Consider the following 20,577-nt stretch of genomic DNA (forward strand, 5'->3'; position numbering starts at 1 on the left):
TGATGGAACAACGAATCACGGTATTTGATGTAGAAACAGGTGGAACGGATGCGATGAAACACAGTATCTTACAGGTGGCAATCGCAGTGTTTGAAAATGGAAAAGAATTGGACGCAATCAAGTTAAACATCGTACACGATGAATATTCTGTGACCGAAGTTGCCATGAAAATCAACAAGATTGACTTGGACAATCATAAAGGTTTCACACCGGAGGAAGCCGTGAACAAAATCATAACATTCATGGCGAAATACTTTGATGAACCCGCTCAAGTATGCGGACACAATGTGTCTTTCGATGTGTCGTTCATCAAGAAAATGTTCCAGGATGTTGGCGAGAATTATGACCGTATTTTTTCTTACCGGTTGTTAGACACTTCAGCAGTTGCTCGCTTCCTCATCTTCATGGGGGTCATTCCGTCAGGTGGTTCACTTGGTGATTTGCTCACCTATTTCAAAGTACCACATGATAAGATGGAGTTGCATGATGCGCTCGTCGATTGTCGAGTCACCTATCAGTTGCTCTTGGCGATGCGAAGCCTCTTCCCTGAAAAAGTGGAAGGTTAAAAAACATTTACATCAAACCATACATTGAATATCAAAAAGGAGCTGTTTGAAATGGTCGAACAATCATTCAACACATTCATCGAAGAAATTGATACAAGCGTAATCTCTGAATCGGCAAAAGTAGAATTCCAGAAGAATCCGACTCAATGGCATCGGATTATCGAACACCTACTTTTGAGTGAAACCGAAAAGCTTGAAGAGAAAGATGCACGACCTACATTCCGGAATCTGTTCTCAACGATTCATGAGAAGATTGGGGTCAAGGTATCATTAGAAGGATTTGTCTCATGGATGTCATCCGAACATTTCAAGATTGACACGGACGATTCTGGTGAGCTCATCTTGATTTCTTCAGAAGGAAAAGACCGATATCAAGTTCTTGATACATTCGGAGATAAATTTCTTTGGTAAACAAAAAGACCCTTCAAGGGTCTTTTTTTGTGCAAGGACATTCATTCGACACAACCAAAGTGATGAAGCGGATGATTCCCCAATAGGATATTCGCATGAGTCTGAGGGCTCGATACAACTTAATCGCTTTGAGAGAGAAGCAAACATAAAAAAAGAGCCATCGGAACGCCAATTCCAATGACTCTGCCTCAACAAATCCAACCATTTGCTGAAGCGTTATTAGTGTTATAGTATCATCCGCTCGCCGGTATTACTAAATTTCAAGTGTCGAACCCACTTTTTGGGGTTTTAACACGCACTACACGCCAAACAGTTCAGATGTTTTTGTCCGGGCAGGTCATCCTAATGGTATTAGGTTGGAAACCCTGATGGATAAAACATCTTTTTTTGTGTGCCTGACCCTTGGCAAGGTCAGAAGTGAGGAGTGGTGACCGTAGTCGTAAGGAATCACCCGGAGGTTGACTGCCTTTTCACCGGTCAATCGTCGTCATTGGGTAAAGGGACGCAAGCCCATATATAGCCTAAGTCTGTTGATTCGTAGACATCTCAGATATGGTGAAGAGCGTTTAAACACTATGGAGGTTCAAAGATGCTATATGATGTACGACTGGAGATAGTCTGCGAAAATGCGGACGAGTTTCTCGTAAGCGGCACATATAGACTCTAGCATGTGACCACTCTCTAAGAATGGTCAGGATACGAGATGAGTCTCTGAAAAGGAGCGGTTGAGGACATGGAAACCAACCGTCAGCTCACGCTGTGAAATCTCGTGTAGGACAATGATGTCTTACAGGTCGTGAAAAGCCAAACGACTCCTATACACAATATCGACCGACGGATGTGTTAGACATTCGAATTATCGTAACAGGAGGAGGGCAGACTTATCTCATTTTCGCATAGGGATAAGTCTGCCCTCTGACAGCCTGCCACCATCTCCCTCTGGATGTATCAGTAAAGATGAAAAACCAATCTAAAGCTTGATATACATCCAGGACAAACAACTTGTGGTGATAGTGCAAAAAGAAAAGACCTCTCTCATGTGGAGAGAAGTCTTGACTAGTAGTTGTACTTGTCAATTGTCATCCATAATCGAATCATCTATGACTTGCTCAAAGTCATAGATTTCAACACCCACGAGGGAATCGAGCAATTGGTGTTTCTCAATCTCGATTTCCATCGGGTTCAACACCTCATCTAACACCATGATGACATATCCATCATCACTAGAAGTGATACCGTGTTGGCTCAACCGGTCTGAATCATTGATATCGAGCTCTAGGATATCCTGAATCACATCTTCGATTGTATCTTCGATATCTCGAATGACATCCTTGAACGTAGAGCACATCGAACCGGAAGTCTTAAATTCGTAATCCAATTTGAACTCTACGTCTTCAGGTTTGAAGTGGAAACGGACACGTGTCACCTGTCTCGTGTTCATTGAGCCGACATGATAATACGGTAGCTCTGTTTTCTTATAGCCCAAGTTTTTAAGAGGTAGATAGTAGTCCGTAACCGACTCGGTCGTATCTCCGAACACAAACCCTTTCTTAGATTTGAGCTTGTCCTCATGACGGCTTGCGATTTCTCTCAATTTCTTGAAATCTGTTTCGACAACTTTATCTGTTCCGTCATATACCCGCTTCACAAAGACTCCCATCTGTTCGTGATGTTTTGCCCAGTCGTGCAGGTTCATCGTGAGGTCTTCAATTCCAAATGTAATCATGTGTCATTTCTCCCTGTTCAAATGATTTTTGTGACAATGTCACAACAGTTTTGTTCGTGCTCTTTCAATATACGACATGAAAAAGTCATCTATAACCGAACATCGAACTTCCTAATTTTGATTATAGTCAAAATTATAATATATAATAGACAAAAAAGATAGAGGTGAATGCATTCCATGTCAAAATTTTTGAAGTGGGTGTTAATAGGTGTCTTTTTCATCATTCTATTGATGATGCCCTACGGCTCATTTAGCCCGTTGGCTCCGAGCGCCCCATCCGATAACAAGATTCAAACGATTCCGAACCGCAATGTCGTCGCCGAAAACATTCATGTTAAGCCTGAACGTGAAACGGTTGAGACGGTTGCACGTGTGGAGGCTGAAGAACGTATTCGATTCTTATTACTTGGCACTGATGAACGAGAAGATGAACCATCTCGCTCTGATACGATTATTCTCGCCACTTATTTTCCCAATGAAGGAAAAATGAATATGATGAGCATCCCCCGTGACACAAAAATCCTCATTGATGGAGAGATGCAAAAGATAAATGCGGCTCACGCCATCGGTGGACTCGATTTAGTCCGAGAGACCGTAGAAGACCTCACAGGACTAAATATCGACCATGTTGCGAAGGTGAATTTTAACGGATTTAAGGAACTGATTGATGAAGTCGGAGGCGTTACGGTAAATCCTAAGCGCTCATTTTCTTATGCAGGACACACGTTCGAGGCAACTGAACAGAATTTAACGGGAGAGGAAGCCCTCATCTATGTTCGATTCCGAAAAGATGTCGATGGGGATTTTGGCAGAATCAAACGTCAACAAGAAGTCATCCAGAACACCATTTCATCGATTTTGTCTGATTTCAAACTATCAGCTATCCCGTCGTACTTGAGTTTCTATCGGAACCATATCGAATCAGATATGTCATTCGGTGACATGTATCACATCGCAAAAACAGCGTATTCGAACGGGGTCACGCTCGAAGGAACGACGCTTCAAACGACGTCCATAAAGGAAAAGGGAATCTGGTACGAGGTTGTCAACGAGGATGAAAAGCAAAAAACTCTGAATTGGTTGGAAGAAAAACCGGATACCGTGATGCCAAGCCCTCACGAAATGAAGGAACTCCAAGAACGAAAGCCTCTATCGAGTGGACAACTTGATATGCCATAACGACCGTGATGCGGTCGTTTTTTTATGTGCATCGATTAACGTGCAAGGCAAAAGCTGAACTTTCACACATCCGATTATAATCACCATGCATTCCTCATAGAATACATTATCAATTATCACTAGGCGTGCATTGCACATTTTATTTCAAAGGAGAAATCAGACATGAATACAAAACAAGAGGTAATGGAGAATCTTCAAATGGTAGACGAATATCTTCCGGCAATGTTCCCCCATGTAGACAAGCTTTCTTTCATCGTCACTGGCGGAGCATCATTTCTACTCAAAGGTTACACGAACAAAGTAACGCTCGATATCGACAGCATCACAACAATCGATGAGAACGTCTTGTCATTCTTAGAGTCATTCAGTATCAACAATGCGGCATCAGAAGTTACCCCGCTCTCAAGCACATACACAGAACGTCTCACGAAGGTTCGTGGGGGATTCAACGTGTTGGACGTCTTCGTATTGGGAAATGAGGACTTGGTAGCTTCTAAGATTGGACGTTTATCTGACGACGATTTACGTGACATTGAAGATACTGGTATCATGAATGATGTAAATGTGAATCTTCTCATGGAAATTGCTGAAGAAATCAGTACCACTGTCCCTGGCTTCGGTCACAAGTGGCAGTACTTCAAAAATTACTTTCAGTTGAATGAGGTGGCTTAATTGAATCAGACCGTATTGCAATGCTATCGAACATATGTGAATGAATTACATCATTCCTTGTTTGATGCGGCGCCGGTCGAACAACTCATGAAAGATGTGTATCAAGCACACCGTCGAAAACGTTTTGTCGCTATGTATCTACTGTCATTGGAAAAATCAGAATTTGATGCGTATTACGCACGGCGATTCGAATTGAATCTCGACAAGTTGTTCAATCAGCTCATTTCCGGATTAACCCACAATACGGAGACGAGTCCGCTCAAACAATTATTTGTCAAAACGCTATGCGTGAATCAAGACATGGTCACGGAGCCTGTCACAAGCTATGAAATCAAGGAAATTGAAAAGGACTTGAACGCTTTCTCGTTTTATCAGAGAAAGAAAGCATTCAAAGCAAAGAAAAAAGACCTACTCGAATGAGAGGTCTTTTTTACGTTCCTACGATTAGCGATTCACTGGATTGACTGTTTACATATTCAGAGCAATAGCCCTTTGCTTCATCCAAGGTGCTTTTCGCAACCCTATCAATCGGAAGTGGAAAATTATTGTGATAGAAGTAGACCACATGTTCTTCCCCTTCTTGAACAATCCATAGTCGAATGTCTCCATATTTGAATTCAGATTCAAACTGTCTTGTCATAAACATCACCCTTCCACATGTTTTCGGTCAAGAAACTGCTCACACAGTCCCCTTCCCTCACATTCATCCTATGAGCCGGAAGAAAAAAGATGCCAATGTACGACGCTTATCAGACTCCGCTCCCTAGACGACCGTTTTCATTTCAATGCTGTTTCCTTTAGAACACCATAGCCCTTGACTGAACCAATCCTGTGCGTTGTCATCTATCATCTCGACAAAGGATTCGTACTCTCGATGTCCCTGTGGCTCCGTACCCGAGAAGATGGTGACTTGCCATAAATGATTGTCACGTGCTGACGGCGTCACATACACTTTCGTGTTCTGTGCTGTTGGATTTAATGAATACAGCGAAAACGGGCACCCCATCTCGGCGAGCATATGCTTGTATGCCCGCTCCTTCTCCATCATCTGTTGCAGTAACTCCTGGTCATGAAACAGGCGGACATCCACCCCCTCTTCAAACTGAAGACACATGAACTGCTTGATAACGTCCTCCTCTGAATGGAATTCGATGTCTGCGAGCGATTTGACCCATACGGTGCGCACATCCCACCCCATGATAACGTCGTCGATATAAAATCCTCGACAGGTGTCATCTGCAAGGACACGTTCAATTTCATCTTTCGATGGTTCCGATGTGAACTCAACCAGATGCTTGTTCCTGACCGATACAGCATATATCTTATTCCCACGCAAGAATGAATGCATCTCTTCCATCCGGCAAAAATCTGTCCATTCTGTCCCTGTTTTCGATAATGGTGACAGCCAGATACCGCCAAGCGGTTTACCGATAGAATTAACTCCTGATGGCTTATTCAACAAACTAGCTTTCATTTCGCCATGAACCGACCATCCTAAATTCAATAAATCCATGATTACCTCTTCCTCTCAAATAAATTGTAGCACTGCTACCCCTACCTTTTTTCCTATGTTGTATCTTATGCGAACAGAATCCGAATATAAAAGAACCTCACAAGGAGGTTCTCAATTGATTCATAGTGCCTTGTATTCAACGCCCATCGGTGAGACCGACTTTGTGATGATTCCACTCGAAACCATACGTTCCAATTCTTCAGTGATATCTTGCATACTGACCGTTCTTCCCGCTTTTTCTCGGATGTCGCTCTCATAACGAGGTAGTTTCATCGATTTGAGGGGTAAGAATTCTTTGAGAATCTTGTCGAGTCCTGTTGGACGGATGGATTGCATATGCGTCTGAAACTCATCGAATGGGTCAACCACATGCGGTGACTCCGTGAACGTTGTCCGGAAGCGGACGGCGAACGTCTTGTTCAAAATCGGCGATGACACGAAGCAGAATCCGGATGGAAGGTCTGGCAACGTCTTGACCTCTTCAGGCGTCAAGTTCGTCTCTTTCTCCACCATCTCCATATCGCTCGATGTGTTCAGGCGATAAATAATTTTGGTGTTCAGCTGTGCCAGAATCGTCTCATCAAGTGCGTTCGGTTTTTGTGTACAAAACACTTCAAAGATACCGTACTTTCGTGCTTCCTGGGCAATCGTGCGAAGGATTTTCTTCGTAGGATTGAAATCTCCCTTCGGAGCGAAGTTATGCGCCTCGTCCACGATAGCGAAGAACATCGGGAAGAATTCCTGGATATCTAGCCCCTTCTCACGAGCATCTTGATAAGAACGACGCTTCTTATAAAACTTCTTCAAGATATAAGAAGAAATCATCTGAAGGTGTTTCATGTTTCCACGTATAATCGTCAGCTTCCCTGCCTTCAACGCTCTTTCAGCACCAGAGACATCTCCATCGAAGACGCCCGTACCTTCGAGTGAATCCAATTTCCACGAAAGGGCTTGCAATGTTTTTGCTCCAGAAACCTTATTCTTGAATCGTCCGTACAATTCCCCTTGCGTGGTGCTCAATTCCTCTCGGTCATGTTTAGGTTTCTCTTGCTCTTCGAACGCCAATTTAAGGTCGATGATTTTATTCTTGAGATGACCCAATGTATCACCTTTCTCGTACAGAGCCTCTAGCGCTCCGACCTGTGGTTCCGTCAATGCACCGACGAAATCGAACAGGTGAACGAGTTCATCGAACGCTAATTCCGAGAACGTGATGCCGATATCCCGACCGACATAAAACGATTCGTGTCGTCCAGAGTAATCGATTTGTTTCTCTTTCGGTAACCCTGCCATTGGACGATTGAAGTTCAATTCGAAGTGCGGGTCAAACGCCAACCCCGGGATGTTCTTACGCATGAGTTCCTCACAGATGACCCGTAATCCAAAACTCTTACCAGAGCCAGAAGTACCGAACAAACCGATATGGGGATAAACCCGTTGTTCACGATAATCGAACACGAAGGGGACACCCTGTTGATTTACGGCTTGTTTGTTCTTCCAAAGCGGAGACAAGTTTGAAATCTCTTGCGGCAACTCATCTTGCAAGTCCTCCGTACCCAAGATGACCCCCATATGGAATGAATCTTTCGGGTCTGCTTGAAGCAAAAGGTTCTCGACCTCACTGAATGATGGTTTTCGAACTTTCACGCCGGATACGACCGGAACTCGAATCGTGTTTAATATTTTTGCCACAGCCATATACAGTTTTTCCTCTTTCTTGATTCCAAATGCTTTCAAAAATTCAGGGTGACATCCATCCGGGAACACTTCTGGGACAGCTTGTGGAAGTGTGAACGTGTCGATGACCTCCACCGTCAACCCTTTATGATTCGCATCATCCAACATCAAATATTCATTGATACGAAATGGTGTCTCATTAGACACTAGATATAGATTTTTAAGCCCTGCTTTACCGATTACGAACATATTGTCATCTCCATTCATACTATTTGATTCTCAACACGTAGTTATTATGCTGAGGATGCCTACTTGCTTCTGCTCAAGAAGATACCTCAATATCCTCTTGGCTTACTTTTTCAAGCTGATACTTATTTCTGTTGATAAAATGCAAACCGCCCTCGTCTGATTTGACGATGATATATGAGCCAGAGACGTGTCGTGCAGTGCCTTTGAGCACTAAAACGGTTTTGCGACCTGTTTGCTCGAACATGTCCTCATATTGGGTCAGGTAGACATGAACCCGTTGACCTGCATTGATGTGTTCTTTCATAGTCACTCCTCCTCTCGATTCATCTCATCCTATTCAGAGTTCAAGATGCCGATTCGAATATGATGAATTTTTTGATTCGGGTGGTGAGCCCCCTCTTAAGAGGAGGCATTCACTTCACACGCTACGTTCGAGATAGAGCGCATAATTTGATTTGGATGACGGATATCTTACACCCGCCACATCTCCAAGGCTCTTCTCAAATCGATAGGACATAGTTGTGACAATACGATTGCTCGTTGTCACGACCATGTCAACGTGATTCCCACTACTCGCACTCTGATGTCCCTGATGTTTTCGATATGCATCAAAAGCATGTTTCATACCTTATGCCCCCTTCGTCGCAACGAATTCTCCCGATACGATTTGTTTGAGAACTTCAACTGTTTCATTCTGTTTTCCGTATGTGTTCTGAATGACAAAGTCGTAATGCTGTTGATTTGCCAACTCTTTCGCATACGTTTTTAGTCGCCCTTCAATGACATCCTCTTTATCTCCCCGCTCCAACATCCGTTGACGGGCATCTTCTACGTCAATCGAGAAGAAGACAGAGACATAGTTGTCATAGAGGGCTTGAATCTGTTGAAAACCGTGATAGTCCACGATGACGAAAGCATCCCCGTTTGCGAGTTTCCCGTAGAGCTCGTCTTTCGAGATGCCATACGAGTTCCCCGCATAGCTGACTCGCTCGACCAATTCTCCTGAGGCTTCCATCCGGTCAACTTCTTCTACCGATGTGAATACATAGTCAAAGCCATCGACTTCCTCCGCTCGTGGCGCTCGGGTTGTGAAACTGACCACCTCGTTATCCATGACCTGTCGGATGCTCGATGTCTTTCCAGAACCCGAAGGTCCAGAAATGACAAAAAGCGTCGATTTCGATGCATCTAGTTTTCGTTCCTTCATCATAGTTGTGTTCATACATACACTCCTTTTGTTTAAATGTTTATTTTATTTTACTTTATAGTCAAAATTTAATGCGTGTTTTCACAAATTCCTTTAGCCGTTACTTCCAACTGCCACTTCGAGCTCAGGATAAAACTCTCGCAAGAGAATCTCACGGACATCTTCCCATGTCTTGGCACGCAATCGTGCAGGTGTTTTTCGATTATACGGCATCTCCATTGCGATAATTTTCCGATTCATTTCTTGGAATTTTTCAATCGTCGCAGGCTTGTCGTCAATCAAAACGTCTCCGATGACGAACCACTTCTTACGAGCCACGATGACGTTTTCGACAGGAATCATCGGAAAATGTTCCATGAGCCATGCCCGTTTGTCATCGGTCGGGTTGCTACCTTTCCAGTCCTGACCTCCGAATGTACATCCCATCGGTGAATCGGTCACAATCATGACCTCCGCTCCCAAGTCGATGAGTTCCTGCATGACCGCCTGACTGCCGGCTTTCGGTTTCAAATGTCGATAGATACCAGGCGCTTTGAAGTAATCCAAAATGTTCACACCACACTCTGGTTTGACACTATTCACCGCATCCCATCCGTCGAACACTTCTGCCGTGATGGTGTCGTCATAATCCTCGTTGTATCGTCGTAGCCACTCTTCTGTGAACTCCGCCAACACATCGTCCATGTCTACTAAAATTACTGGTTGTTTTTTCAAATTCATATCCCCTCGCTAAATGTAATTTTCATTCCCTAGTCTCTCTCTATACCTTATCTTATGGAGAACACCCAACTTTATTAGCAGAACGTGTCATGCTGAACTGCAACAACAATTGTGTATAAAAAAGAGAGGTTCCCCTCTCTGCTATTGTTTTAAGTGATTTCTATTTTCGTTTCATTCAAGGCTCGAAGCATTCGATTTCCTTCCCAAATCATTCATCGGTTTGAGTCGAAGATAAAAACTCAAGTTCTTCTGTCAAATGCTTGATGGAATCCATTGTGGTCTCGCTGACATAGTAGCCTTTCTTGAAATAGTGAATATAGGCATCAAGGATATGATGTACGCTAAAATCGTACCCACGATTCTTCATGAAATCATTGATGTTTTGAATTGCGATTTCCTTTGTCATCTCAACCATCTCCTAATGAATTACGTTCTTTCAACGTCTAACGTTATTAGTCTCTAGATTGTTCTGGCTTCTATTCAGTCCCTTTGGTATCTACGTAGATTTATTTAGCCACGACTTTAAAGTGACGATTGAAAAACACTTTGCTTTCCTCACGAGATTCGTCGTACACAATATGGCGCTCGCCATTATCGTTTTTAACACACGTTACTTTTCGCATTTCGTCCCAACCAGATTGGAATGAGTAAGGGTAAGTCTTATATTGATTACCTTTGACAAATGCGACTACACCATCGGTCATGATTACAGTATCAATACATTCGATTAAAGTTCCTTTTTTCACAAAAACATCTCCCTTAGAAAATTAATTTTAAAATATAACTATCAAACTTCAACCGAGTTCGTCACCCAAATCGTTGATGGTTCCCTCAATGATTTCCTCAAGTCGTTTATAGCCCTCGTCTCGTGGATTCATCGGGTCAAAGTGTAAGGCGAGAAGTGCTCTTAGCTCCCCATAGGTTCGTTGCAACTGTTGTTGTTGAATAGCATATAATCCTTTGTCCATCGACTTCACTCTCCTATGCGTTTTCAGATAGTATAGTTGACCGTAGAGGTTATGATACATTGGTTCAATCCATCGTTAAGATTTCTTCAATCACCCATTCTCTCTTATCTACATTTTTGTGGTCTCTGTACTTCTCTACGAGTTCATTTTGCTCTCGAACAGATTTCTCTGCATTCTCTTTATTCAAGTAGTATCCGCCTACCCAATATCCGTTCGTTACCAAATAAATCGTCGTTGCCATTTTAACCACCCTCTAAAAAAATTATCATTTTATAATTAGTTTAATATTTTCTTCCGTCATGAATTGAAGTTATATCTATACCACATAAGATACATTTTTTTAAAACTTCAACATCTCCATGCTCATCTTCATCGCTTATATCAATGGTCTCCATTTCATGAATTCCATATTCTGAAGCGTCACACTTACCGATAAAATGCTCGATATCTCTCACTTTCGTCATCTCCTAATAAAATATATTCTTAGTCAAAGCGAGCGTTTGATTCATAATTTTATTGGTTAAATAATTCAGGGTTTACGTTACGTAATTTAGCTAAATCAAACCACTGCTTCATACTCAATACGTCAGATTCTTGAAGTTCTACCTCAACCATTCGATTATTGAATATTACACTTAATAAAATTTTTGATTTTTCATAATCCATTGTGAAACTGCATAGGTCTGCTTTTTCTATTTCGTCCACACCATCTATCCCCTTATAGAATTTATCTTTTAACCCAACTGTCCGTGGAAATCATAATTTTATTGGTTTCTCCAATAGCTCAAATAAAATGAGATTCGTCATGCGCTCAATCTCTAATCCCCGCTGTGCAGTGGTCATACCCTCCTGATTTTCATCTACATGTTTTTGTGCGTGTGCCAAAGCCATTCCGACAACTAGACCTATTTTAAAGTTGGGGTCGTGTCTTAGGCGTGTCGTGTCCATCCTATCATCTCCCTAATAAATCTTATCTTGTAGTATTACTATCCGTTATATTGGTCTACATTAACCTTCTGCAGAAATTCGGTTGCGAATGAGCCGCTAAACCCGTTTAGCATGATTACGGTGAAATCATGGCTAGAATGATGTTTGAACTCGTCCGACTCACAAGTCCATATTTTTCCGTCATATTTTTCTGCTTCTAAACAGGTGTGCATGACAACTCTGTCACCTTTTTTCAGTTTGGTTGCACTCATGATGTCCACTCCTCAAAGAATCAAGTTATTTAAACAACTTACCTGCGTCCAATAATATGAAAGTTCTTCACTTCTCCTTTTTAGTCATTGTCGATTGTCCGAACAATAGCTCACCTTCTTCTTTGTCAATCAAGATGGGCATACTCGTCTCAGAAATACTGTGAAAATAAATGCCTTCCTCTGTTTTGATAATCATTTCGCCGTTTGGTAAGAATCGTTTTTGTTCCAACAAACTCACTCCTTATACAATAATTTTTATTTCAAATCTTTCCATTTCACCTTTGAAGACTCGTAACATCGAAGCTTTTGTTTTAGTTCGTGATTCTCGCTGTCGCTTTCATCACGTTGTTGAGCGACCACTTTCAATGTGTCGTACCACAACTTCGCTTCCTTTCTGGTTCGCTCTAACTCCGATAACAGATAAAACAGCGCACCAAATAAGAAAGTTGAGACAATCACTAAAATTAAACACATTGTTTCCAAGATGTTCACTTGAGACATTCACCCCTTTATTGCTACCGACTTTCGTGTCGGTAGCAAACAGAATATTTTAATTAGTCTTGTATAACCAAATCCGCTGTTACGTTTTTGATTTTTTCATCTAACTTATAATGTTCATCCCAAATTTCTTCAACAATCTCCCTAAATTTGCTGTGAACATCCGGGTATTCAGGCATGCTCAGATGATGTCGTCTATCCTCGTCGCTCTGAAAATGTTGAACCTTTAACCAGGCATCCAATTCCTGGGCTTTCTTTTTGAGTTGCTCACGCTTCGCAATCGCCTGTTCTAGCTTCATTTTAATCACTCCTTAGCGTTTGACGTTTCATTCCCGTCGGCATCGGTTTCGACTTCCCATCCGCATTTACAGGAACGGTAAAAAGAATCCTCTTCGACAACAAGTCTTCCTGCGCCATTGCCGACACTTTCACTGCCACAGACGGGACACGCATTGTACTTTCGTATCAATTCCAATGTTTTCACAGCGTTCAATCTGAACCACTCCTTATCCTGAACCTACTACTCCAACGTTATCCGATGACATTTCTGTCAAATTGATATCGTCTTGGAAGTGGTTTTTAATTTCATCTTCAGAGATGAACAGCAAACCCGACTCCCTTGCATTTCTCCAAGGAGGTTCTGACTGCGATTGAAAGACCAACTCGAAAGCGGATAGTTTTTTCAGATGTTGCCATACCGCCTCGATGGTTTCCCTTTCATCGATTGTCAGAACCTTTTCATAGCGATTGGGTTGCTTGTATTTCTTATGACATGTCAAATCTTTCAGAGCAGGCAAATTGTTCTGACCTCTATAACTGAAGACATAATAGACTTGACGGATAACAGGTCCGTAATCCCAGGACTCGAACACATTGTCATCAATCAACCTTGCATTGTCCCAACGATAGTGCCCTCCCTGACAGTAATACAACAGCCTTTGCATCTTGAGATTGCATAAGGAATGGGCATCGCCTGTCGTTCGCATATCACTATCTCTCAAACGCAATAAATACATTGCCACATCGATTGCACGAGCCATGACTAGCCACCCTCTCAGACAAATTAGTGTTGAATATGGTTCTTTACGGTGTCGAACAAGAGTTTGTTCAGTTCGGTTTCGGTCTCACTTTGGAAAGGTTGACCTTTATATGCCGGTTTCACACCTTGCACCTTATCCTTCATCAATTGAATCAAATTCTCGGCTTCGGTCTTTGTGAATCGACCATGCTTCATCGAAAGCAAATACGCACGTTCTTCTTCTGAATAGCGAATCGCATCGACAAAGGACGAAAATCCGTTTGCTTCATACCGCAAAATGAAATCCATCATCCGGTACATGCTCATGAACGCTTTGGTGTCATAACCGTAAGCAACCACGTATCGGTTCGACTCTCGACTCGAACTTTCGAAATGCTTCAACTTGTTATGGAACATCCCAAAACAAGCATCGTAGAAATAGGGAAGGTTCATCTTTGCTATGTTTTCCCGCATCTTCAGCATCTCTTCCACAACATCGTGTTTGACCGTCAAATCGACAGAGAACAGAGCCTCGACAAAGTTGATGTTCGATTTCATCAATTGTTTCGCTAAATCTCGAATGTCGTGAACCGAATAGTCCACCGTTTCAGATGTGACAGACTTCACATATCGCTTGCCGCCATACAAGTCCTCGAAAGTTGGCAACACATAGATGCGATAGTCCTCATCTGATGTTTCGTCGTGTAGGTTATAGTTCTCGCTACCGATTTTCGCCACCAAGACGACCTGTCTTCCTTCAAATTCCTTCAGTTCTTTCAATTCACTTGTCGTGAATACCTTTTCACTCATATGATTCTTCCTCCTTCAAGTGGTATATCTACACCATTTCGCATTACTTGATTCATGCTATGCGAAGGAATGTGGGATTATCTCTCCTTTAATTGTATATTTATTTTTGACTATTGTCAAAATAAAAAAGCCTAGAATCTCTAGGCTTCGTTCACATCGTTCACCCGAGGCGGGTACGTAAAAATTCCTCGGTCTTCATCGGGGTGGTATCTAGCAAGACATCTTCACCATGGATTAACACCGGTGCGGTCTGGAGAGCGAAACGTTCTACAAGCTCTTGGTATCGTTCCGGTTGTTCATCTTTATGGATGACCTCAATCTCATCCTTATATTTGTCCGCCATCCCCATCTTTAAGAACATCTTCAACTGGACGCACTTGGGGCACCCTTCTTTCGTCAGCATCATCATCTTCATATCATTCACTCCTTCTTATGCTTCAATTTTATTTTTATGCAGTGAGGGCTGTTCTCGGTTCGTCAAAGTAGAAGTCTGCATCCTCAAGTTCAACAATATCGATTCGCTGATATCCGTTGCCTTTCATCGAGAAGAATTCAAAGTCTTTCGTCTTTGTGCTCAGACCGTTCAGAATAACCTTGTTGACTGCCTCGTAAGGGAAGACCGGAGCAAAATCTAAATGCATCAACGCCTTGTTTGCGTTGTAGCGACAGAAAGACTTCACATCCTCTTGCAAGCCGAGCGGGACGTAAATCTCGTCGATGACAACCTTCTGAAGCTCGTGGATTTCGACAACTCGTTCATTAATCCATTTGGTCAGCTCTACTTTTGTCTCATCGTCAAACTTGGAGAACTCTTCTTTCGCAAGTTTCGAGACATACACCCCGTGGATTAGCTCGTCACGGATGATGAGGTTGATAATCTCACCGGATTGCATCATTTTCCCTTGAGCGTAGTAATAGAGCGGCGAATAAAATCCTGAATAAAAGAGGAAGCTCTCCAGGAATACACTCGTGACCATCGTCTTCCATAATTCACGACGATAAAGGATGTCTTGTTCGTCCATGATGTCATTGTCTCGGTAGAAGATGAACTTATCCATTTTCTTGTATTGTTCGACAATCGTGCCTACCAATGCTTGAAGTGCGTTATTTTCTTCTGCCCAATTGATGAGTTTTTTCTCTTGGTCTTTCGTCAAGAGCGTCTGGAAGATGGTCGAGTAGGACTTCGCATGCACCGCATTCTCTTCCATTCCTGCAAAGGTGAGCATCGCCTTGCGTTGGTGATATCGTTCCGGAATCGCTCTAGCGACTACCGGCATCCCCAAGTCACCTTGATACGTGTCCAGATACGTCAAAAGCTGAAGGTTCTGTACATAAGCCCATCTTTCTTGTTCTGATAGTCCCTGCCATGTATTTTTATCCGTCGATACCGGAATCTCTTCAGGATGCCAAAAGTTCTTCTTCAACTCCATGAAAAAACGTTGTGTGAAGTCATCTTCAGGCTGATTCCAGTTCGCTCCGGTGTATCCATCTGTTTTTTTCATTTCAAAGCACCCCCATGTCTCTGTTTATTATCAAAAAATGTAGAGGGGGATTCCCCCCTCGTATTGGTTTTAGACTGCACAAGATTCGCATTCATCAACCATTGTCTCTTCTCCCAGTTCGACTTTCTTCGTTCTTGTGTAGTAGAGCGTCTTAAGTCCTTTGTGGTGAGCGTAGAGATAGATTCGTTGCAGTTCACGTGAGTCCATAGTCGAATAGATGTTCAGTTCGAACGAGATGCCTTGGTCTACATGCTTTTGAACGGTAGCAAGGAAATCGATAATCTTGAATGCGTCCATGTCGTAAGAGGATTCATACATGAAACCGACCTCATCACATTTCGGCATCGGATAATACGTTCTTGAGTTTCCGTAAGTCCGTTCCTCAACCAATTTCTTGACCGGTGTGACCGAAGGCGTCGCATTCATGGTGTAACTGATGGAACCCGTCGGGGCGATTGCCATACGGTGACTATTGTATAGTCCGTGCGTCATGACATCTTCCCGCAGTTTGTCCCATTCTTTTTGTGTCGGGATATGCATCCCATCAAACATCTGTTTCACTTTATCGGACTTCGGCATAATCTCGCCATGGCGTTCGAAATACGTACCATCTGCATAAGTGGATTCTTCGAACTTGTAGAATCGCTCTCCGGTTTCTTTCGCTTTGAGCATGGAGTGTTCGAGCGTATAGAAGTTGACCATGTTGAAGTACACGTCTGCGAACTCGATGGAGTCAGGGCTACCGTATGCGACATACTGTTCTGCAAAATAGCCATGTACATCCATGACGCCTAGACCTACGGAACGCATCAAGCGGTTCGCTCGGGCGACTCCTGGGACTGCACTGATGTTACTAGAATCTGATACCGAGTTCATCACGTCCATCGCAAGGAATACCGGTTCTCTTAAAGATTTGCGTTTCATCGTGTTTCTCATGTTGAGTGATGAAAGATTACACGAAATGTCCATCCCCACCTTGTCCTCGTGACGCTTGTCATAATCCGCATACGAGCTGAGTTCTGACGGCTGAAGGATTTCTGTGCAGAGGTTGCTAAATTCCACTTTGTCCACCAATGGGTTTACCTTGTTCACGTTATCAGAGTACATGATATACGGATATCCGCTCTCACTTTGGATGACGGCAATGGTTTGAAGCAATTGTCGTGCTGAAACCTTTCGCTTCCGCACACGTGGGTTCGCCACTAGCTTGTCATACCAGTTTTCCATATCGACAGCAATCGTACTAAATGGAATACCGTACTCTTCCACTACAGTCTGCGGGTAAAAGACGTACATGTCTTGATTCTGTCTTGCAAGCTCAATGAACTTGTCAGGAATGACGACTCCAATAGATAGTGTCACAAGACGAGAGTCTGAATCGGCACTCACCGATTTCGATGCCAACAACTCTTCGATGTCTGAGTGGAAGATGTTCAGATACACAGCTCCTGCACCCTGACGTTGACCCATCTGGTCAGCGTATCGGAATGCTTGGTCAAACAATTTCGCAACACCCATCGCCCCTTTTGCGGCGCCGATAACTTTCTTGATGCTCTCTCCTCGGGCTCGGATATTGGTCAAATCAATCGAAACGCCTCCGCCCCCTTTAGACAGTTGCATCGCTTGTTCGTGCGTGCGTGCAATGTCATTCAACGAGTCTCCGCATTTCAGCAAGAAGCAGGATACGAATTCTCCACGACGTTTGCGACCTGTGTTCAAGAGTGTCGGCGTTGCGGGTGTGAATTCTTGATTCACCAAAGATTTAACCATCCGCTTCGCCTTCTCGAAGTCACCGTTCGAATGATACAAGGCAATGACTGCCATTCTATCTTCGTATCGTTCCAAAATACGCTTTTTGTCATTCGTCTTCAGCATGTAATCGTTGTAGACTTTGAATGCACTCATAAAGGATTGGAACCGGAACTTGATGTCATAGGCGGTTTGGAATACTTCTTTAATCTGTTCGAATGTATATTTCTCCAAGAACTCGGATTCGTAGTAATCATACTCGACCAGGTAGTCTAATTTTTCTTTTAGCGTGTGATGGAAAACCATGTTCTGGTTGATATGATTCAAGAAATAGGAACGTACTGCTTTCTTGTCCATTTCTAAGTTTTTCGGGTTTCCTTCTTCATCGACCACCATGTTGTTATAGAGAATCCATTCCGGGATTTCACTCACGACATGATGCGTCGTTTCTTCCATTAATGCTTCTTTTGTCATATCATCTCCCCCATTCTTTGTTTTCGATATCTTGCATTTTCAACCACGTCTGTATCCACTCTTTTACAGACCGGACATCCTCAGGGTACCCCCGAATATCTATTTTTCTGATTAAAGGAATCTCATATTCCAATCGAATCTTGTCACCTGCCAATGCAAAGAGCGCCCCCCAACGGGTATCACCACTTACACAAGTTCCAATCGTGTTTCCTGCATAACGGTTTAGAAAAGCATGCGTATTTTCTGGAACACTTCCTTTTCCAAAGGTATGTGTCACCAAGAAGATGTCTGCATTTACTTCTCCTTCGAACGAAGTAACAGGCATTGTTGGAAACCCTAGCTGTTTGGCGAACCATTCTGTGTTGCCCGTTCGAGAATCATAAGCAATGATGAGCGGTCTCTTCATTTCAATCACTCCCTTCTATACGCAAAAAACAAAACGACCTGATTTCCTCAGTTTTCCAAATGGTACTGAAAGAACAAAAAATGAATGGACGAAATTCTCTCTGTCTGCGTCCACTCACTTTGTTTTAATACTCTATTCATCTGTTCGATGTTTCTTCACTTTTTTCTCACACTATTTCGTCCTATATACACAAAAAATACACCTCGTCTTTCGACAAGGTGCATTCAAACTTGCAATCATTATTGTTTCGTCATCCGACTCACACCGTCTTCAATCTCTACCAGGTATACGGCATCTCCGACAGAAGGGAGGTGCTCTAGGTCATGGGTGACGAGCATCGTCTGTTTCTCTGTGTAGGACACAAGTTCTTTCATGAAGCTTGCAACTGCGGGCTTATGCTCGGCAGATACGAATTTCGTGGGCTCATCAAAAAAGTTCGGGGCTTTGTTGCCCTCACCGACAAGCATTCCTGTCGATACGAACGTGGATAGGGAAATGATGTCTCGAATTCCCCCGCCTTCTTCCATCGCCTCGATGACCATTTTTCCTTTGGTGGTCTCTTTCACGATATCGACATCCGCCGTCGGGACGCCACGCTGTGAATCCAGATTGATTTGCACGGAGTAGGATTCGCCGAGCACCATCTGAACCGAATTCGTCGCTGTCTTCTCCAAGACTTCTTTTCCATTCTTTCGAGCTTCGTCTGAAGACTTTTCCAAAAGTTCTTTTAGGATTTTCTTATCATAATTCTCCCTTTGAACCTTGAATAACTCTTTTTCTTGCTTGCTTTTCTGTTCCTCAAGCAGTTTGAGAGCCATTTCTTCGGCATGTGTCTTCATCTTTAATTCCTCATGTCTTTGTTTCAGTGTATTCAAGTCCATATATAGACCCCTCTCCATTATCATTTTGCCATTATTCATCCTGCGTTCGGCACCACATCATCTAGCTCGATAACTTGAACTTCGACGATTAATCCGGTTACAAGGTCACCATTTCGGAAATTGACCATGCTTTTTTGGACGACCTTTCCTACCACGGGTATTGCATCGGACGGGACAAACGGATGCAGTACACGGTTGGATACGCAACCCGATAGTACCGTATGCTTATTTCCTGAGACGAATCCGAGGTTCATACCATTTGATTCCCGAACGGCGACTATCGCCTTCTTGTCATAAGAATTGTTTACATCCCGATACAGAACGATTCTCTCTCCAACCCCAACAATATTCAAATCATATTCAATACTGACGACAGTGACTCGTTTAGGTACGATTTTAGCCATATCCGAATCTCCTTTTTTGGTTTATTTCATTACTTATAGTATAAATATTTTTATACAAATAGTCAAAAAACAAACCTGATTCTTTCCGGTTCTTTTTAGTGGACATCTTGTCCTTGCGGTTGTTGAACATCCCATTTTCCAATGACTCGCTTGAATGTAGAAAATCGTGAGATATTTTCGATAATCACGGGTTCTGATGTGTGTTTTAAATGATAACGAGCTCTTTCATTTAGAACTTCCTTCAAATGTTCCGAGACAGACTGGTTCTCGGCAGGTCTTACACATCCACGAAATAAGATTGGATGTACAGAGAATCCTAAAGATTTAGCGATTTTTTGCACAACATCTGAATCTAGGTACACATGAAATGTGAGGTCATAAATAGAAAACAAAACCAAACCATTCTCGCCTTGATAGGCATGACCAATATATTGTTCAGACCACTTGTTTCCCTCAAGCAATCTCAAACAGTCGGATTCGACCTTTTGTCGATATTCAGTTTCTTCTTCCGATTGATTCTCCCACTCTACGATGAAGTCTTTATAGGTCAATTGAAACCGGAATGCATTTGATTCGATTTGTTTTGTCACATAGATGATATCCCCGATTCCGACATGTTCTGAGACGTTTCTCCATTTATGAATCGGTGTATGCTGTTTCAACACGGGTAATTTCTCCATGTTACCCCCTCCTCTTTTCGTCAATTCAATTTGATTCTTGATTTAACTTACGTCAATCAAGAAGATTT

33 protein-coding genes are annotated in these 20,577 nt (G+C 42.7%); 5 read left to right on the forward strand and 28 right to left on the reverse strand.

Annotation, left to right across the window (positions count from 1 at the left end):
- Positions 1-2 precede the first annotated feature (2 nt).
- Together KNO61_RS11335 and KNO61_RS11340 are read left to right on the forward strand one after the other, a co-directional pair.
- A complete protein-coding gene (locus tag KNO61_RS11335; RefSeq protein ID WP_214873362.1) occupies positions 3-566 on the forward strand; it encodes a 3'-5' exonuclease in 564 nt (187 codons plus the stop codon).
- Positions 567-617: 51 nt separating this feature from the next.
- Entirely contained in the window at positions 618-977 is a 360-nt protein-coding gene (locus tag KNO61_RS11340) for a hypothetical protein (RefSeq protein WP_214688614.1), read from the forward strand.
- Positions 978-2,049: 1,072 nt separating this feature from the next.
- Here the strand turns inward: KNO61_RS11340 and KNO61_RS11345 are convergent.
- Entirely contained in the window at positions 2,050-2,703 is a 654-nt protein-coding gene (locus tag KNO61_RS11345; protein WP_214873365.1) for a hypothetical protein, read from the reverse strand.
- Positions 2,704-2,880: 177 nt separating this feature from the next.
- On the opposite strand from KNO61_RS11345, the gene KNO61_RS11350 reads away from it, so the two are divergent.
- From KNO61_RS11350 to KNO61_RS11360, 3 genes are all read left to right on the forward strand, one after another.
- On the forward strand, positions 2,881-3,882 hold the full coding sequence (locus tag KNO61_RS11350) for an LCP family protein (RefSeq protein WP_214873367.1): 1,002 nt from the start codon (positions 2,881-2,883) through the stop codon (positions 3,880-3,882).
- 162 nt (positions 3,883-4,044) lie between these two features.
- Positions 4,045-4,554 (forward strand): DUF6036 family nucleotidyltransferase, encoded by a 510-nt coding sequence (locus KNO61_RS11355; protein ID WP_214688608.1) that lies wholly within the window; start codon positions 4,045-4,047, stop codon positions 4,552-4,554.
- Positions 4,555-4,974, forward strand: coding sequence for a hypothetical protein (locus KNO61_RS11360; protein WP_214688606.1), 420 nt, complete (start codon positions 4,555-4,557; stop codon positions 4,972-4,974).
- 10 nt (positions 4,975-4,984) lie between these two features.
- On the opposite strand, the gene KNO61_RS11365 is transcribed toward KNO61_RS11360, so the two are convergent.
- The 27 genes from KNO61_RS11365 to KNO61_RS11495 form a co-directional block, all read right to left on the reverse strand.
- A complete protein-coding gene (locus KNO61_RS11365; protein WP_214688604.1) occupies positions 4,985-5,194 on the reverse strand; it encodes a hypothetical protein in 210 nt (69 codons plus the stop codon).
- 123 nt (positions 5,195-5,317) lie between these two features.
- On the reverse strand, positions 5,318-6,067 hold the full coding sequence (locus tag KNO61_RS11370; protein ID WP_214873369.1) for a hypothetical protein: 750 nt from the start codon (positions 6,065-6,067) through the stop codon (positions 5,318-5,320).
- Positions 6,068-6,187: 120 nt separating this feature from the next.
- On the reverse strand, positions 6,188-7,993 hold the full coding sequence (locus KNO61_RS11375) for an ATP-binding protein (RefSeq protein WP_214688600.1): 1,806 nt from the start codon (positions 7,991-7,993) through the stop codon (positions 6,188-6,190).
- A gap of 73 nt (positions 7,994-8,066) precedes the next feature.
- Entirely contained in the window at positions 8,067-8,297 is a 231-nt protein-coding gene (locus KNO61_RS11380; protein ID WP_214688598.1) for a hypothetical protein, read from the reverse strand.
- A 114-nt stretch (positions 8,298-8,411) separates the two neighbouring features.
- Positions 8,412-8,618, reverse strand: a complete 207-nt coding sequence (locus tag KNO61_RS11385; protein ID WP_214688596.1) for a hypothetical protein — start codon at positions 8,616-8,618, stop codon at positions 8,412-8,414.
- Between the two features lie 3 nt (positions 8,619-8,621).
- The gene (locus tag KNO61_RS11390; RefSeq protein WP_214688594.1) at positions 8,622-9,215 is read right to left on the reverse strand and encodes a guanylate kinase; all 594 of its coding nucleotides are present in this window, start codon (positions 9,213-9,215) and stop codon (positions 8,622-8,624) included.
- A 78-nt stretch (positions 9,216-9,293) separates the two neighbouring features.
- Positions 9,294-9,914, reverse strand: coding sequence for a 5' nucleotidase, NT5C type (locus tag KNO61_RS11395; RefSeq protein WP_214873371.1), 621 nt, complete (start codon positions 9,912-9,914; stop codon positions 9,294-9,296).
- Positions 9,915-10,128: 214 nt separating this feature from the next.
- Positions 10,129-10,326, reverse strand: coding sequence for a hypothetical protein (locus tag KNO61_RS11400; protein ID WP_214688590.1), 198 nt, complete (start codon positions 10,324-10,326; stop codon positions 10,129-10,131).
- A 100-nt stretch (positions 10,327-10,426) separates the two neighbouring features.
- Complete coding sequence (locus KNO61_RS11405; RefSeq protein ID WP_214688588.1) at positions 10,427-10,666, reverse strand: hypothetical protein; 240 nt, start codon at positions 10,664-10,666, stop codon at positions 10,427-10,429.
- A 48-nt stretch (positions 10,667-10,714) separates the two neighbouring features.
- The gene (locus KNO61_RS11410; protein WP_214873374.1) at positions 10,715-10,888 is read right to left on the reverse strand and encodes a hypothetical protein; all 174 of its coding nucleotides are present in this window, start codon (positions 10,886-10,888) and stop codon (positions 10,715-10,717) included.
- Between the two features lie 64 nt (positions 10,889-10,952).
- On the reverse strand, positions 10,953-11,129 hold the full coding sequence (locus KNO61_RS11415; RefSeq protein WP_214688584.1) for a hypothetical protein: 177 nt from the start codon (positions 11,127-11,129) through the stop codon (positions 10,953-10,955).
- Between the two features lie 40 nt (positions 11,130-11,169).
- Positions 11,170-11,343, reverse strand: a complete 174-nt coding sequence (locus KNO61_RS11420; protein WP_214688582.1) for a hypothetical protein — start codon at positions 11,341-11,343, stop codon at positions 11,170-11,172.
- Positions 11,344-11,401: 58 nt separating this feature from the next.
- Positions 11,402-11,593 (reverse strand): hypothetical protein, encoded by a 192-nt coding sequence (locus KNO61_RS11425; RefSeq protein WP_214688580.1) that lies wholly within the window; start codon positions 11,591-11,593, stop codon positions 11,402-11,404.
- Between the two features lie 51 nt (positions 11,594-11,644).
- Positions 11,645-11,836 (reverse strand): hypothetical protein, encoded by a 192-nt coding sequence (locus tag KNO61_RS11430; RefSeq protein ID WP_214688578.1) that lies wholly within the window; start codon positions 11,834-11,836, stop codon positions 11,645-11,647.
- 38 nt (positions 11,837-11,874) lie between these two features.
- Positions 11,875-12,087 (reverse strand): hypothetical protein, encoded by a 213-nt coding sequence (locus tag KNO61_RS11435; protein ID WP_214873376.1) that lies wholly within the window; start codon positions 12,085-12,087, stop codon positions 11,875-11,877.
- Positions 12,088-12,154: 67 nt separating this feature from the next.
- Positions 12,155-12,316 carry a hypothetical protein gene (locus KNO61_RS11440; protein ID WP_214688574.1) on the reverse strand — a complete coding sequence of 54 codons (162 nt, stop codon included), beginning with the start codon at positions 12,314-12,316 and terminating at the stop codon, positions 12,155-12,157.
- 325 nt (positions 12,317-12,641) lie between these two features.
- Positions 12,642-12,884, reverse strand: coding sequence for a hypothetical protein (locus KNO61_RS11445; RefSeq protein ID WP_214873378.1), 243 nt, complete (start codon positions 12,882-12,884; stop codon positions 12,642-12,644).
- 5 nt (positions 12,885-12,889) lie between these two features.
- Positions 12,890-13,069 (reverse strand): DUF3797 domain-containing protein, encoded by a 180-nt coding sequence (locus KNO61_RS11450; RefSeq protein WP_371816602.1) that lies wholly within the window; start codon positions 13,067-13,069, stop codon positions 12,890-12,892.
- Between the two features lie 22 nt (positions 13,070-13,091).
- Positions 13,092-13,625 carry a Panacea domain-containing protein gene (locus KNO61_RS11455; RefSeq protein ID WP_214873382.1) on the reverse strand — a complete coding sequence of 178 codons (534 nt, stop codon included), beginning with the start codon at positions 13,623-13,625 and terminating at the stop codon, positions 13,092-13,094.
- Positions 13,626-13,648: 23 nt separating this feature from the next.
- Positions 13,649-14,413, reverse strand: coding sequence for a DNA polymerase beta superfamily protein (locus KNO61_RS11460; RefSeq protein ID WP_214873385.1), 765 nt, complete (start codon positions 14,411-14,413; stop codon positions 13,649-13,651).
- A 160-nt stretch (positions 14,414-14,573) separates the two neighbouring features.
- Positions 14,574-14,828, reverse strand: coding sequence for a glutaredoxin family protein (locus KNO61_RS11465; protein ID WP_214873387.1), 255 nt, complete (start codon positions 14,826-14,828; stop codon positions 14,574-14,576).
- Between the two features lie 34 nt (positions 14,829-14,862).
- The gene (gene nrdF / locus KNO61_RS11470; RefSeq protein WP_214688561.1) at positions 14,863-15,915 is read right to left on the reverse strand and encodes a class 1b ribonucleoside-diphosphate reductase subunit beta; all 1,053 of its coding nucleotides are present in this window, start codon (positions 15,913-15,915) and stop codon (positions 14,863-14,865) included.
- A gap of 69 nt (positions 15,916-15,984) precedes the next feature.
- On the reverse strand, positions 15,985-18,138 hold the full coding sequence (gene nrdE, locus KNO61_RS11475; RefSeq protein ID WP_251030830.1) for a class 1b ribonucleoside-diphosphate reductase subunit alpha: 2,154 nt from the start codon (positions 18,136-18,138) through the stop codon (positions 15,985-15,987).
- Between the two features lies 1 nt (position 18,139).
- Positions 18,140-18,544, reverse strand: coding sequence for a class Ib ribonucleoside-diphosphate reductase assembly flavoprotein NrdI (gene nrdI / locus KNO61_RS11480; RefSeq protein WP_214873389.1), 405 nt, complete (start codon positions 18,542-18,544; stop codon positions 18,140-18,142).
- A 239-nt stretch (positions 18,545-18,783) separates the two neighbouring features.
- The gene (locus KNO61_RS11485) at positions 18,784-19,383 is read right to left on the reverse strand and encodes a P-loop NTPase family protein (protein ID WP_214688557.1); all 600 of its coding nucleotides are present in this window, start codon (positions 19,381-19,383) and stop codon (positions 18,784-18,786) included.
- Between the two features lie 77 nt (positions 19,384-19,460).
- Entirely contained in the window at positions 19,461-19,829 is a 369-nt protein-coding gene (locus KNO61_RS11490) for a hypothetical protein (protein ID WP_214688555.1), read from the reverse strand.
- A gap of 95 nt (positions 19,830-19,924) precedes the next feature.
- Complete coding sequence (locus tag KNO61_RS11495) at positions 19,925-20,509, reverse strand: hypothetical protein (RefSeq protein WP_214688554.1); 585 nt, start codon at positions 20,507-20,509, stop codon at positions 19,925-19,927.
- Positions 20,510-20,577: the final 68 nt, after the last annotated feature.

It is taken from the genome of Exiguobacterium sp. s140 (assembly GCF_018617035.1).
Classification (GTDB): Bacteria; Bacillota; Bacilli; order Exiguobacteriales; family Exiguobacteriaceae; genus Exiguobacterium; species Exiguobacterium profundum.